General features: G+C 60.4%; 9 protein-coding genes. 4 read left to right on the top strand and 5 right to left on the bottom strand.

Features of this window, described 5'->3' with window-relative positions:
- Nucleotides 1–18: 18 nt before the first annotated feature.
- Together JFC13_RS08935 and JFC13_RS19870 are read right to left on the bottom strand one after the other, a co-directional pair.
- Nucleotides 19–1,197: an SRPBCC family protein gene (locus tag JFC13_RS08935; protein ID WP_198396734.1), complete on the bottom strand. Its 1,179-nt coding sequence runs from the start codon at nucleotides 1,195–1,197 to the stop codon at nucleotides 19–21.
- On the bottom strand, nucleotides 1,190–1,933 hold the full coding sequence (locus JFC13_RS19870; protein ID WP_198396733.1) for a hypothetical protein: 744 nt from the start codon (nucleotides 1,931–1,933) through the stop codon (nucleotides 1,190–1,192). Before JFC13_RS19870 ends, JFC13_RS08935 begins: the two co-directional genes overlap by 8 nt.
- Before the next feature lie 375 nt (nucleotides 1,934–2,308).
- Between JFC13_RS19870 and JFC13_RS08925 the strand changes: the two genes are divergently transcribed.
- Entirely contained in the window at nucleotides 2,309–2,833 is a 525-nt protein-coding gene (locus tag JFC13_RS08925) for a Dps family protein (protein ID WP_198396732.1), read from the top strand.
- A gap of 97 nt (nucleotides 2,834–2,930) precedes the next feature.
- Here the strand turns inward: JFC13_RS08925 and lhgO are convergent, their stop codons facing one another.
- Nucleotides 2,931–4,136 (bottom strand): L-2-hydroxyglutarate oxidase, encoded by a 1,206-nt coding sequence (lhgO, locus tag JFC13_RS08920; RefSeq protein ID WP_408610733.1) that lies wholly within the window; start codon nucleotides 4,134–4,136, stop codon nucleotides 2,931–2,933.
- A gap of 589 nt (nucleotides 4,137–4,725) precedes the next feature.
- Here lhgO and JFC13_RS08915 point away from each other — a divergent pair.
- Nucleotides 4,726–8,109, top strand: a complete 3,384-nt coding sequence (locus tag JFC13_RS08915; RefSeq protein WP_198396730.1) for a choice-of-anchor G family protein — start codon at nucleotides 4,726–4,728, stop codon at nucleotides 8,107–8,109.
- 518 nt (nucleotides 8,110–8,627) lie between these two features.
- Nucleotides 8,628–10,775 (top strand): choice-of-anchor G family protein, encoded by a 2,148-nt coding sequence (locus JFC13_RS08910; protein WP_198396729.1) that lies wholly within the window; start codon nucleotides 8,628–8,630, stop codon nucleotides 10,773–10,775.
- Nucleotides 10,776–10,919: 144 nt separating this feature from the next.
- Here the strand turns inward: JFC13_RS08910 and JFC13_RS08905 are convergent, their stop codons facing one another.
- A complete protein-coding gene (locus JFC13_RS08905; RefSeq protein WP_198396728.1) occupies nucleotides 10,920–12,452 on the bottom strand; it encodes a deoxyguanosinetriphosphate triphosphohydrolase family protein in 1,533 nt (510 codons plus the stop codon).
- Nucleotides 12,453–12,566: 114 nt separating this feature from the next.
- Here JFC13_RS08905 and JFC13_RS08900 point away from each other — a divergent pair, with 114 nt between their 5' ends.
- Nucleotides 12,567–13,109 carry an STM3941 family protein gene (locus JFC13_RS08900; RefSeq protein WP_198396727.1) on the top strand — a complete coding sequence of 181 codons (543 nt, stop codon included), beginning with the start codon at nucleotides 12,567–12,569 and terminating at the stop codon, nucleotides 13,107–13,109.
- Nucleotides 13,110–13,229: 120 nt separating this feature from the next.
- Here JFC13_RS08900 and JFC13_RS08895 read toward each other — a convergent pair whose 3' ends face one another.
- Nucleotides 13,230–13,895 carry a hypothetical protein gene (locus tag JFC13_RS08895; protein WP_198396726.1) on the bottom strand — a complete coding sequence of 222 codons (666 nt, stop codon included), beginning with the start codon at nucleotides 13,893–13,895 and terminating at the stop codon, nucleotides 13,230–13,232.
- Nucleotides 13,896–13,999: the final 104 nt, after the last annotated feature.

Here is a 13,999-nt window from a genome sequence, read left to right as displayed (position 1 = left end):
TTCAAACAGGTCGGGCGCCTACTGGCGTCCTTCCTCATCTTCGGTGGATTCTTCGTACTCTTCTGGTTCGCCTTCTTCGTATTCCACTGGCTCGTCTGTGTCCTCGACCGGCTCCTCCTCACCTTCGGCGGGTTCCTCGTCCGCAGGTTCGTCTTCTGCGAGTTCCTCTTCAGGTTCGTCTTCGGCGGGTTCCTCGTCCTCGGGCTCGTATTCTGCGGGTTCGTCCTCGTAATCTTCTGCGGGTTCGTCCTCAGCGGGTTCGTCTTCGTAGCCCTCGGCGGGTTCCTCGTCTTCGGCGGTCTCGGGCGACTCTTCATCCGCCTCCCCCTCGTCTTGGGGTGCGGCATCCTCGTATTCGTCGTCGCCTTCCTCGGCCTGCGCCTGTTCCTCTTCGAGGGCATCTTCGTGAGAGGTGACGAGTTCGCCATCGCGGATCTCTCCGCGCCAGCCTTCGACGCCTTCCTGATCGAGTATCGTCTGCGTCATTACGTGATGGACGAAGAACTTCAGCTCGAGACGGAACCGGCGTGGAACGGTGAACCACAGAGCACCGACACCTTCCACGAAGCCCTGTTTGTGGTACTCGCCGATCGCGATGATGCGGGTGAGCGTCGGAGTGACCTCGTGGAATGACACGCTGCCACTGATGTATCCCTTGCTGCCGGTCGATTCCCACACGATATGCGAGTCCGGAACCTGCTCGGTGATCGTCGCTTCCCACGTGCGGTGGGACCAGACAGCCTGGCCTTTGACACTGAGCTTGACGTCGTCCGTCCATTCGACGTTCTCGACCTTCTTCATGAAGTCGGGCCAGTCTTCGAAGCTCGTGAATGCGTTGTAGGCCACGGACAGTGGAACACCGACATCGGCTGTTTCGACGATATTCGAGAATTTGAAGTCGCCGGAACCGCCGGAGCCGCCCGATCCTCCGCCGAAGGCACCTTTGATCTTGTCCTTGGCCCCCGCTGCAGCGGCAGAGAGCGCTGCCTTGGCTGGTGATTTGCCTTCAGCGATCTCCTCGGCACCGGCCTTTGCAGCCTCGCCTGAGGATCCTCCGCTGCCACCGCCAGAACCATCGAACCGATCAGCAATCTTGTCGACCTGGTCGCCAGCGGAACTCAGCGCCTTGCGGCCGAGGGTCTTAGCGTAGTCTGCGACCTGGCTCTTCAGGCCACCGAAAATGGAATCATCACTCACTGGAAGCCTCCTTGGACTTGCTGGAAGCAGAAGGCTTCTTCGCCGCAGTAGACGGCTTCTTCGCCGCGGTCGAACGCTTTCGCGTTGCAGCTGACCTAGTGCCTGACTTGGCCGAGGTCGTGCCTGACTTGGCTGAGGTGGTCGAACGCTTGGATGTTCCACCTGTCTTGTTCGACGCAGCTGTCTTGCTCGTTGAACGGCTCGATGATGAGGACCGCTTACGAGCGGGCTTCTTCGGAGCTTCTTCCTCCGCAGCCGGTTCATCCTCTACGGGCTCGTCCGAATCGTCGGAGGCTTCAGGCTCCTCGGCCTCTTCAGTTTCGGCCTGTTCGTCCTCTGCCTCAGGTGCCTCGTCTTCGGCGCTTTCGCTGACCGGCTCGTCTGCTTCATCCGAACTGGGATCGAGATTCTCAGCCGTTTCGTCCAGGGTCGCTTTCATCTTCTCGGTCTGATCCTGGAGCCTGCTGCTCAATTGGTCGACGCCTTTAGCGGCTAAGGCCTTGGCCGCGCTTTTCCCGGAGTCTGCCAAACGTCCCGTGATCTTCTCTTGGAGGCTCTTGAGCTCCGGAGAGGAATCCGCGAACTCCTTCAATCCGCCTACGAGGCTCTCGCGATTCTTCATCGCTGTCGTCCCAGCAACCGAAGAGGCGATTGTCAGCGCTAAGCCCAACTTTTTGGTTCTGCCGAGCATGTAGCCCGCAAGTATCAGGCCTGTGAGTTTCATCTTGTCGTTCACTGGGTACCTCCGAATCTTTGCGCAGTACGCATGTGGTTATCGGACCCTTGAACACGGTGTTCCGACAATGCCGCCAAGAATGGTCCACCATGCCGTGTCGTTATATGAATTGTCTCTCCGAGGTGACAGGGGAGACAGGTCTTCACCTGTGTTTTGAAGTTCTCCTGTCCGGAGCTGCAGCAGATTCCTCTCTGTGTCTGCTAGCTTCGCATCTGGTTCGAAGCCAAGAGCGATGTGCCCTTACAACTTCAATCTGCCTGCTCAGTACCAATCCGTCAAGGGGGTCAGGATTGCTCTAAGGGGGCTTTCAGCCAATGGTCGACACGGATATGGTGGTGTTCTGCTCCGGCAACCGGAGGGATTGGAGCAAGTCACATGGCAAAGTCAGTCAACGTTCCTGAACCCCATGGCTCAGAGAGGACACAGCGAGAGAACGCCGAGCGGGGTTTCGTGGCTTCTGAAGCCCTCACTAAGAACCTGCAAGGCGTGTTGGTCGATTTCATCGCTCTCAGCCTGACGGCCAAGCAGGCGCACTGGAACATCGTCGGCACGAACTTCCGAGATCTCCATCTCAACCTCGACGAAGTAGTGAGCATCGCTCGTGCTGGAAGCGACACGATGGCCGAGAGGATGCGTGCTCTTCACGGATCACCAGATGGCAGGCCGGCAGTTGTGGCCGAGCAGACCCGGCTGCCTGAGTTCCCTGACGGTGAGATCACGACTCACCAAGCCATTGATCACATTGTCAAGACAATCGAGACAACGGTGGGGACTATGCGAAATTGCCATGATGAGGTCGATTCCGCTGATCCGACAACCGCGGATCTCTTCCACGAATATATCGCTCAGCTCGAACAGCAGGCTTGGTTCATCAGCGCCGAGACCCGTACGCCCCAGTGAGCCGATGACCTGAACTGGTCGAGCCCCGGCCCCATCCGCTTGCTCGGCGGGTGGGGCTTTTCATGTTCAGAAATCGTTCGCGGTACTCGCAGACAGTTCAGGTGAGGGGCGCGGTGTCAATGAGATGTTCGGCAATCGCCAGCGCCGAGGTGGCTCCGGGCGAGGGTGCATTCCGGACGAACATCGTGGCTCCCGCACGATCGATGACGAAGTCATCGACTAGGTTGCCGTCCCGGTTCATCGCCTGAGCGCGAATTCCCCTAGTGGCCCGGTGACCGTCGGCTCCGTAGAGGGCGGGGACGTAGCGAGCGGCCTCGGCGACGAACTTCTCGATCGAGAGGACCCCGCCGATCTCACGTGCAGCCGTGGCCATATTGCCGGAGGCGAACTTCCAGAATCCCGGATCCGTTGCCACGGTCAGGGAGTCGGGGACGTTGAGGCCGAGACCCTTGTACCCCTCCCGGGAGAAGGAGAGGAAGGCATTCGGTCCGATCATCAGACCGCCGTCGATGCGGCGGGTCACGTGGACGCCCAGGAACGGGTACTTCGGGTCTGGGACCGGATATATGAGGCCGTTGACGACATCATTGAATCGCGGTTCGAGGATGAAGTACTGGCCGAAGAACGGCACGACGCTGGGACTCTTGTCTTCGCCTGAGCGTGTTGCGAGTCGGTCCGCCTGCAGGCCGGCGCAGGTGATGACCTGGTCGTATTCCTGCGAGTCGACGCTCGAGTGGACGATCGCGGTGCTGCCGGCGCTCCCACTGCGCTGCTCAATCCTCTTCACTTCCGTAGAGAAGCGAACCCGACCGCCGCTACGACGAAAATCGGCGACGAGTGCTTCCGTCAGCCCGCGATAGTCGATGATTCCGGTATGCGGTGAGTGCAGTGCGGCCACGCCCTCGGCATTCGGCTCGACCTCGAGAAGTCCGTCACGGTCCAGCAGTTCAACATCAGGGACACCGTTCGCTCTGGCGCGAGCATGGATTCCGTCCAGCCGCTCCACTTCAACATCGTTCGTCGCGACGACGACCTTTCCGCACTCTTCGAAAGCGACATCGTGTTCGCGCGCGAAGTCGAGCAGCAGCGAGACGCCACGACGGCAGAGGCGAGCTTTGAGGCTCCCCGGCTCATAGTAGAGACCGGCGTGGACGACACCGGAATTGTGGCCCGTCTGATGCGCCGCGGGGTGATCTTCCTTCTCATACAGGGTGACGTCTGCACCGTCGTATTTTTGGACCAGACTGCGAGCCACAGCCGCACCGATGATGCCAGCACCGATCACAGCAAAACGCTTCTTCACGCCCACACTTCACCCCCTTCGTCTGCCGCTGCGGTTGTGATGACCCTATTGCGGCACTGTGCACCGCGCAAACAGGCCACAGTCAGCCTTCTCCCAGTCCACCATCCGGGGATAAGGTCTCGAAATAGCCGCATTTTCTGCGGATGGTCGCGGTATGGTCTCATATCCAACAAACTTGTCATGATTTAAATTACTCGCAAGTCACTTCAGTAGTTACCACAGAATGACAACGCAGCATGACCTTGCCGACTTTTCTCGAGCCACCCTCCCTCAAGAAGGGGAAGTCCAGGCGGTGTCGATCTACTTGGCCATGACCTTGCAAGACGTTCATACATCCAGACCAGAACGCCATGGCCGCCTCCGGCAGATGGACCAGAAACGACAGGACAGCAGAACCCTCCGAAGCTTGACTTCATGGAGAATTCACAATCTCGAGCGAGAACGCCCGTTCAGATTTATAACGAGCTTGTAACTTTGCCCGTGATTTTGTGATTACTTTTTTGTTACTACGTATTGTTGTGAGGGATCTGTCAGGAGACTGCCTGTTTCCGTCCAGCGGATGTTCAAGTTTCGAACGATGTGGAGAACCATGAAGATGCTCCGAAACCGGCACACGACCGGTCGTAGAATTGCTGTCGGAGGCGTTGCCGCCGCCACAGCGCTAGGGCTCACGCTGATGACAACGTCACCAGGTGCCGCCGCCCAACAAAACCCGAACGAAGATGCCGAAGCACTAGGCCAGCTCATCGAATCAGACCTTTTCAAGGGACAGCTGCTCGATATTGCCTCTGCCTACAGCAGCGCTCCGGGAAGTATCGATGCGGAGTCGACTCCGCTCGATGTGGATGCCCTAAACGCACTCAAAATCGATCTTGGCGACGGAATCTCACTGCCTCTCGCCAGCGAGCCAGACGGTGGCGGTCTTCTCGAGATCGGCAACGCCGGCACACTTAACGCCTTTGGGCACGCGTCGGAATATAACAATGCGCTCGCCAGCGCCGGAGCAGTCGGAACAGACGGCGCGCTCAACATCGATGACGTCAATGCTGGCAAATACGGCAATGCCAACGTAAATCTGACTACTCTGTTCGAGCAGCTTGGTGTTGAAGGAGTCACGAACGAAATCGTCGACGACCTCAGCCTTGAGCTCGGCGCAATTGCCTCGACGGCCAACAGCGACGGCAACGCCAACAATTCAGAGTATGTTGTTGCAGACGGAAAACTCACAGTGTCTAGCCCGGCGGTGGAGAAGCTTTCCTCCGCAGTAACTACGACCATTGACGGCGCCGGAGGGACACTGCAAGAGGTCCTCGGCAATGAGGGGCTGGCCAGTAAACTGGCTGCCGTCGGGATCGATCTGAATGTCCTAGCGGCCAGGGTACAGGTAGGCGGATCCGACGCAGAGATCTCAGTTGAGGTCAGAGACGCACTCAATGGCGTTGTCGCAGAAGTTATCAACGAAGAGTTGACTGATGACAACCGGCTTGTCTCAGTAAATCTCGAAACCGGAAAGATAGCCATCGACCTGGCCAAAATTGTCAAGGGCAAGGACGCTGAGGATCTCAATGGCCTGGCACCAAACACTCAGGTCCTAACGGATGACACGATTTCGACAATTACAACGGCCGTTGCCGAAGCCATTGGTTCTCTTGCCGAACGAGCAAATATCGCACTCGCGGGCGACCCAGATGCACCAGAGGATTCTGCTGAAAGCAAGGGCGCCCTTGACGACTTCCACGTCATTATCAAATTGCCGGCATCCATCTCCCTTCTTGGAAGTACCGTCACCGGTGGCGTTACTGTCGATGCGACACTCGGCCAGCTAGCTGGCAATGATCCGACACCCCCGAAGATCGCCACTGATCTGAAAATCGGTTCCATCAATGCCGGACAGGTACTCAACTTGATCACAACTCCTGTGATCAACGCGGTACTCAATATCACTAAGCCCCTCGTCGCTGGAATCTTGGATGCCACAGCTGATGAAATTTCCGGTGCAATCACTGGACTTGTCGATCCGCTACTAGCGAGCCTCAAGCCTGTATTCGAAAACCTCAAGAACGTCGTCGATTTGACAATCAACGAGCAGCCGACTGCCAAGGACGAGGAAAGTCAGGTCAAGGGAAATGGAAGCAACGGCGACGGCTTCACCGTCAGCGCGGTCAGCCTCGAGCTGCTTCCGAACGCTCTGTCGCGGGCCGCAGTTGCCGACATCAATCTGGCGTCGTCTTCAGTGCGCGCAGTGCCAGAAGCAGCCCCGGGCGACGCTAACGCGAATGCGTCTGCCGCAGCAGCCGCATCCGCTGACGCCGACGGCAACGACAATGCAGTAGCCGAGGCTGCCTCGGAAGCAGCAGCCAACAACGATGCAACCAGCACAGCTTCTGCCGACGCGGATCCAGCGGCTGAAGCAGCTGCGCAGTCTGCAGCCAATGCAGATGCATCAACGACTGCTTCAACGGACTCGACGACAGATGCAAATTCGTCCTCAAACGCCGCTGCACAAGCGTCCTCTGATCCAGATGCAGAGACGAACGATGACACCAACGCAGAAGCATCAACCGCTGCCAATGCGAATCCAGCCGCGGCCTCAGACTCAGCTGCAATCGCCGACTCGTCCACCGATGCGTCGGTCGAAGCCGCAGCCGCCACTGATACAACGGCTGATCCAGATTCAGCAGCTACTGAGGATGCAGACGTCAATGTGAACGCCTCGGCCTCGACAGCAGCTTCGGCTTCCGCTGATGACGACGGCAATCCGGCTGCTGAAGCGGCAGCTGATCCTGCAGCATCACCAGATGCTGACACCACAGCGTCCGCAGCAGCAGACGAAAACGCTGAAGCAGCAGCGGAATCAGCAGCGACCGAAGATGCGTCATCTGAAACCTCAGCCGATGCGACCACCGAGACAAACGCCTCGGCGACCGTAGCAGCAGAGGCAGCGTCGAACGCTGACAACACGGACGCAGCCAACGCAGACACAAATGCGGCGGCAGACGCTGACCCGGCAGCAGCCGCCAGCGTTGCTTCGAATGCGGACTCGTCTTCGGAAGCATCTGCTGCGGCCGCAGCCGACGCAGATGACTCGGCAGTGGCCGACGCCTCCAACGAATCGGACGTCAACGCCAATGCTTCGGCCTCGGCCGCAGCCTCGGCCAACGCTGACAACAACGACAATGCCATCGCAGAGGCAGCCGCACAGGCCGCCGCTACCGCAGACGCTGACACCACTGCTTCTGCAGCCGCGGATATCGACGCTTCGGCAGCAGCAGAATCCGCAGCGACTGAAGATTCCTCTTCGGAAGCCTCAGCAGACGCAACGTCTGATCCGAATGCTTCAGCACAGGCCGCAGCAACCGCGGCTGCCAATGCTGATGACTCAGAGACGGCAAACGCTGACACCACTGCAGCAGCCGACGCCGACCCTGCAGCTGCAGCCTCGGCGGCATCGAACGCCGACTCTTCGGTAGCGGCATCCGCAGAAGCAGCGTCAAGCGCTGACGCGGATGGTGCTGAAGCTGAAACCTCGGCCTCAGCAGACGCAGACCCAGAGGCATCTGCCTCAGCTGATGCTGACGCTGATCCTGAAGGTGCAGCAACCGCTGCAGCAGACGGAGCCGAAGCAGAAGCTACAGCTTCCGCGGACACCGACGGTGCAGAAGCCAGCGCCTCGTCGGATGACGACGCGGATAAGGCATCTGCATCCGCTGATTCCGATCAGGCAGCCTCGGCTAGCGCCGGAGCATCCTCGGATTCCGAGTCTTCGGCCAGCTCCTCGAGCCAGTCGAACGCTTCGGCTAGCTCAGCCGGTGCCAGCACCAACGCCTCCGGCAGCAGCAACGGCGGAGACTTGCCACGGACAGGCGCCGACGGCGTCCTGACCATGGCTGGCATCGCAGCCCTGCTGATTGCAGGCGGTGCAGCGGCGATCTACGGAACCCGCCGCTACCGCGCCTCGGCAGGTCAGCACTGATACACATGACACTCAGCCACTGAGCTGAGCGCCTCAACGGCGGGGTCGGAGTGAAAGCTCCGGCCCCGCCGTTTTTGTGACCTGCAACACAAATAGTCGTTACTCTTAAGTAATTAGCGACACGCCACTCATGACAATTTCGTCATATTGCGCTTCGTGACTCGACCCACAGGAGCCCGACTTTAGTTCGACCAAAAGTATTGCCATTTCACACAGTGAGACACAAGGTCACCTGACTGCACCGGGCGCGCCGAACGCGATCCCCAGCATCTCAAGGAACAACCTCGGCTACACCAAAAAGCCTTCATCCGACACCTCTGAGCATCGTTCATTGACCATTCACTTGTAACCCACCCACCTGGGAACACACAGTTCTCGTTACGGTTCCGTTACTTTTCACATTACTTTCGCATTATTTGCCAATGACCTTGTAGGGTGAAATCCGTTCGGCCGAAAAGCACCATGTCCCTTGTACGCAAACACCGTCGGTCGATCCTCACAAATGGAAGTGGAGAAGTATGAAGAAGCTCCGTAACGGGCAGCCGCCCGTGCGAAAGATCGCCGTCGGTAGCGCAGCCGCAGTCACCGCTCTGGGGCTGACTGTCATGGTCACCTCACCCAGCGCTGCAGCCATCGAACAGGACCCAAACGAAGACTCTGAGGCGCTCGGCCAGCTGGTCCAGTCGGATCTCCTCGACGATCAGCTCGTCGATGCCGCTGGTGCATACAGCAGCTTCCCCAGCAATCCTGAGGAAGCCAAGACCCCTCTCAATGCAGAAGCACTGAGCGCCATCGACCTGGATCTGGGCGACGGTGTCTCACTGCCAGTCATCAGCCAGCCAGGTGGAGAAGGCCTCCTGAAGCTCGGCGAAGCCGGAGCGCTCAACTCCTACGGCTACGCTCCCTCGGCAGACAGCGCCAAGGCCAGTGCCGGTGCAGTCGGCAAGGATGGCGCCCTCAACGTGGACGACATCAACAACGGTGAGTACGGAAACGCCGAAGTCGACCTCACCCAGGTTCTGGGACAGGCCGGCATCGACGGAGTCACCGACAACATCGTTGACGAGCTCTCGCTCTCCCTCGGTGCGGTTGCTTCGACCGCAGAGGCCAAGGGATCTGACGAAGCTTCTTCCGAGTACGTTGTCGCCGACGGCGTCATGACCGTCTCCAGCCCCGCCGTGGGCGACCTCAACAAATCGCTGACCAAGGCTGTCGACGGAGCCGGCGGCACCCTCGAAGATGTCATCGCCAAGGAAGGCCTCGCTGACAAGCTGGCCAACGCTGGCATCGACCTCAACGCTGGTGTGGCCGACCTCAAGCTCGGCGGCGAAGGCACCACCGTTGACATTGAAGCTCAGGACGCTCTCAACAGCGTCGTCGAGAACGTCGTCAACGAGAAGCTCGAGGACAAGGCGGGCATCGCCTCGATCGACCTCAAGAACGGTGACATCAAGATCGATCTCGCGAAGGTCGTCAAGGGCGAAAACGGCGAGGACCTCAACGGCCTCGACCCCAACACCCAGGTCCTGACCTCCGAGACAATCGGAAAGATCACCGACGCAGTTGCTGAAGCTCTCGGCACGCTGAGCGGCAAGTTCAACGAGACCCTCAAGGACGGCCTCAACGACGCTCACGCCAAGATCTCGCTGCCTGCTAAGGGTTCACTTGCGGGCGTCCCAGCTGACGGCAAGATCGACATCGATGCGACCCTCGGCCAGCTTGCCGGCACCGGCGAAGGCGATCCGAAGATCACCACCGATCTCAAAGTCGCTGGAGTCGACCTTGGGCAGCTGATCAACACGATCACCGATCCCCTGCTCAAGGGACTCCTGGGAGTCACCCAGCCGCTTATCGGTGGAATCGTGAACACCACTGCTGACCAGGTCACCGGCGGAGTCACCGACGCCGTCGATCCGATTCTCTCCGGTCTCGATCCCGTCTTCGAGGGCCTCAACAAGATCGTCGACCTGACGATCAACGAGCAGCCCACCAAGCGCGATCCTGCTGAAGACAGCAACGTCAAGGGCACCGACGCTGACGGCTTCACCGTCAACGCCGTCAGCCTCGAGCTGCTGCCAGACGGCGTCCCCGCAGCGGGCGGCGCACAGGCCGCCCCTCAGGCAGCCGACGCACTTGCTGACATCAACCTGGCCTCGTCCTCGGTCCGTGCGACCGCAGCCGACGAAGCACCAGGCGATGACGCAAACGCTGACGACACCGCTTCTGCTGATGCCGATGACTCGGCCTCCGCAGATGCAGACGACTCGGCTTCGGCAACCGCTGACGCTGATGACTCGGCTTCCGCTACCGCAGATGCTGATGACTCGGCAGCCGCCAACGAAGAGGCCAACACAACGGCTGACGCTGATGACTCGGCTGCTTCCAACGCTGACGTGAACGCATCGGCAAACGCGGACGACTCCGCAGCTGCTACCGATGACGCAAACGCCTCCGCTGACAACAACGACGAGGCAAACGCCTCGGCGAACTCAGCTGATGACGCGAACGCCAGCGACGATGCCAACGCATCGGCTGCTGCTGACGGTGGCGACCTGCCCCGCACCGGTGCCAACGGCACCTTGGCTCTGGGTGGGCTCGCTGCCCTCCTCGTCGCCGGCGGTGGAATCGCGATCTACCTGACGCGCCGCCACCGTGCAGGCCTCTGAGACTGAGTCTCATGGCCGTGTGAACGGTTGATACCACGCGAAAGGCGGGGTCGGAGTGAAAACTCCGGCCCCGCCTTTCGTCTGCCTGAACCTTTTCGTCCGACTGAAAGCGTCAGCACCGCGAACACATGTGCCGTTGACACCTCAGAGTCCGCGTCCGGCCTCCCACGGCTCTTCCGAGGAACCGGTGATCAAAGCGTTGACGGACATGGCCTGCGCATCGGTGAAGGAGGCGATATAGTCCACGACCGCCCTGGCCCTGCCCAACCTGACGATGGCACCGGCGCCCTCCTCGCCGAGGCTGGACGGATCCCTGTCGTAGAGATCCTGGTATTCCTGTGTGGCTGCCTCAACCGAATCGAAGAGACGCCGAGGAATCGTGGTCGCCTCGTCGGGATCGCGCAGCCAATCGTGGAAACCCTCCACCAGGGAGGCGATGATCCGGGTCTGCCCTCGCTGATACACCGCAAGATCTGAACGTTCGAGCACGAACCTCGAGTGGACGAACTTCAGCACCACCACGTCGTGCCAGGCGGTGTCGGACAGGCGCACATGCCCGCTGCGGACATGTGGCCGCGCATCGACGACGATGGAGGCCTTGAGCCGATCGATCCACCGCCTCGTGAACGCGTTGACAGCCCGGTCGGCTTCCAGTCCCCCGTCATAGGGCACGGCCAGCAGACCCTCGACAAGATCCCGATTGATTCGCTGCACCGACTGTCGGAACGCATCCTCATCGGCGATCCACGGGTCCTTCTCCTGAATGTGGCGCCACATCGACTCGAGTGCATGGCCCGGCCGGCGACGATCCAACTCCGTGTCATGCAGCTGCGCCAGCTCACGGCAGTCGCCCAGCCACCGGCCCAGCTCCGCAGAGACGCTGGTGTACTGCAGGATGTTCGACCGGTAGAAATCATCGAGGTCATGCACCGCATAGGCGATGTCATCGGCGACATCCATCACCGCACACTCCAGCGTCTGCTGGTACCGGCCCATCCGCGGGAACACCGACAGCGCATCGTTCATCTCGGCCGTCTCGGTCGCGTAGGCGGAGAACTTCATCGCCCCCTGCGACACCTCATCACCGACTCCCCTGGGCATCTCGGCCGAGCTCAGTCGCTGATGCTGCGTCCAATCGCTGCGCGCCCACGGGTACTTCAGCACTGCGGCCTTGACCGCCCGAGTGAGGTTGAGCCCCCGCGCCGTGGCATCACAGCTGTCGAGAGCTGTGAGAATGCGGAAGGTCTGCGCATTGCCCTCGAAACCGTCAGGCAGGCGCAGCACCGACCGTGAGACACGGTCAAGTTCCTTCTCGCCGAGGTGGCCGAACGGAGGGTGCCCCATATCGTGGGCTGCGGCGGCAGCCTGAACCACCACCGGATCGCACCCGCCGAGTTCAGCGAGCACCGACCGGGTGCGCTCATCGGAGTTGTTCAAGGTGATGGCGATCGACCGGGCCACGGCAGAGACCTTGAGCGAATGCGTCAGCCGGTTGTGAATGACTGTGCCAGAACCGGCCTGCGGGATCACCTGGGTGACGGCGGCCAGTCGTGAGAAGAAGGGGGAGAATCGGATCCGTTCGATATCGACACGGAACTCGTCCTCGCCAGGTTGACCCGCCTCGGCGACGTCGCGGTCGCGTCCACCGTCGGTGTGAAGTTTCAGTCTCTCCGTCATGATGGCCCCAGCCTACAGAATCGCTACCCCAGCCGGGTACGACATGGTGGCGTTGGTCTACCATAAGGTGTTCTGCCTACTCAGGCGCCCCGCACCCTCAGGAGACCCACTCGCATGGCCACACCGAAAAAGGACGTCGACGCATGGGCGGCGACTCTTGCCCAGGGACAGTCCGTACCTTTCCTCTTCTCGCGCGGTAAGACCATCGGGCTCATCATCGCCTGCGTGATCTTCATCCTCATCGGTCTTGCGATGGCCTTCGGCGGAAGCATCATGTGGATGATCATCGGCGGGATCGCGGTCGTCTTCTTCCTCCTCGGCCTCATCGTCATGGTCCGCAGGCTCTTCGCCCGCACTCCGGCGCTGATGGTCTCCTCCGAAGGCATCACCATGAAGACCGCCAAGGCGGGAGTCGTCCCCTGGTCACAGCTCGTCGACGTCCGCGCGGTGAAGCAGAACTCGAACGTCTTCATCGAATTGGTCATCACCGACCAAGAAGCTGAGCGCCAGGCCGCGGCCGGTCTCGGAGTGGCGACGAGCACGTCAGACGACGGCGCCGAGGAAAAGGTGCTCTGGGCCCCGAACGGTCTTGCAGTGAGCAAGCCCGAGCTGTGCTACTGGCTTGATCAGGAACGCAAGGCGCGCACTAGCGTGTGACAGCAAGGGATATGACGAAGCGGCCTGCTTCTGGGAGCAGTTCATTCCAGCGGGCCGCTTCGTTGTATCTCGAGGGTGTCGTTGTATCTCGAGGCGACGGCAGCGCCCTGCCCGCCGGGATCAGTCCCTGCGCTTGAAGGTGTTCCGCCCGGTGACCGCCAGCCATATCCCCAGAACGGTCATGACGACGCTGGCACCGGCCATGACGATGTCACTCACACTGGTGATGCCCTCGCTGCCCAGCACCGAGGCGACGGCGAAGACCCCGGCGAGACCGAAGACGGCGAGCGCCACACCGGCAATTCTCAGCGTGCGCTTGCTCCGTCCGAACACGAGGAAGACCAGATAGGCGCCGAGAAGGCCCAGCACCCCGACCCCGGCGAAGGCTTTGAAGGCCTCTTTGCCAGGGTCGTCATGGACGGTGACCAGGCAGAAGATCCCAATGCCGCCAAGAAAGAGCACCGGCAGACCGATGGTGAGGATGAAAGCCTCGACGCTGGTGACGAAGGTGTGCAACGGGTCTCGGACGCCGAAGTCTTCGACAGAGCTGCGCACCTCGGTGATGCTCACGGGTTCGGACTCATGCGCCTTGAGATGACGTTTGAGCCTGCGTTCGTGTCGGATGTGGACGACGATCGTGAAGATCGGCCACCCGACGAACACGAGGGCCCCAATTGCCCCCACACCCAGGGCGAGGCCTGGCAGGGTGTGAACCAATGCTCCGCAGATGAGGAGGAGAATTGCTCCGGGAAAGAACATGCAGACTACTTGGGTCTTGAACGTCACCCGGGCACCACGATCCCCTCATCCATTCCGCTCCCTGCTGAGCGACCCCGGACAATGGTATCCCCGGCCAGCCGCTCACAATCCTTGAGACTTGCATCACAGTG

Source organism: Brevibacterium antiquum (assembly GCF_016107655.1).
GTDB lineage: Bacteria > Actinomycetota > Actinomycetes > Actinomycetales > Brevibacteriaceae > Brevibacterium > Brevibacterium antiquum.
The sequence above is the reverse complement of the archived record's forward strand: the minus strand, read 5'-3'. Positions and strand labels throughout refer to the sequence as shown.

Bases quoted from the DNA above. Each gene is read 5' to 3' on its own strand.
- JFC13_RS08905 (WP_198396728.1), bottom strand. From the start codon at position 12,452: ATGACGGAGAGACTGAAACTTCACACCGACGGTGGACGCGACCGCGAC.
- JFC13_RS08910 (WP_198396729.1), top strand. From the start codon at position 8,628: ATGAAGAAGCTCCGTAACGGGCAGCCGCCCGTGCGAAAGATCGCCGTC.
- JFC13_RS08900 (WP_198396727.1), top strand. From the start codon at position 12,567: ATGGCCACACCGAAAAAGGACGTCGACGCATGGGCGGCGACTCTTGCC.
- JFC13_RS08915 (WP_198396730.1), top strand. From the start codon at position 4,726: ATGAAGATGCTCCGAAACCGGCACACGACCGGTCGTAGAATTGCTGTC.
- JFC13_RS08925 (WP_198396732.1), top strand. From the start codon at position 2,309: ATGGCAAAGTCAGTCAACGTTCCTGAACCCCATGGCTCAGAGAGGACA.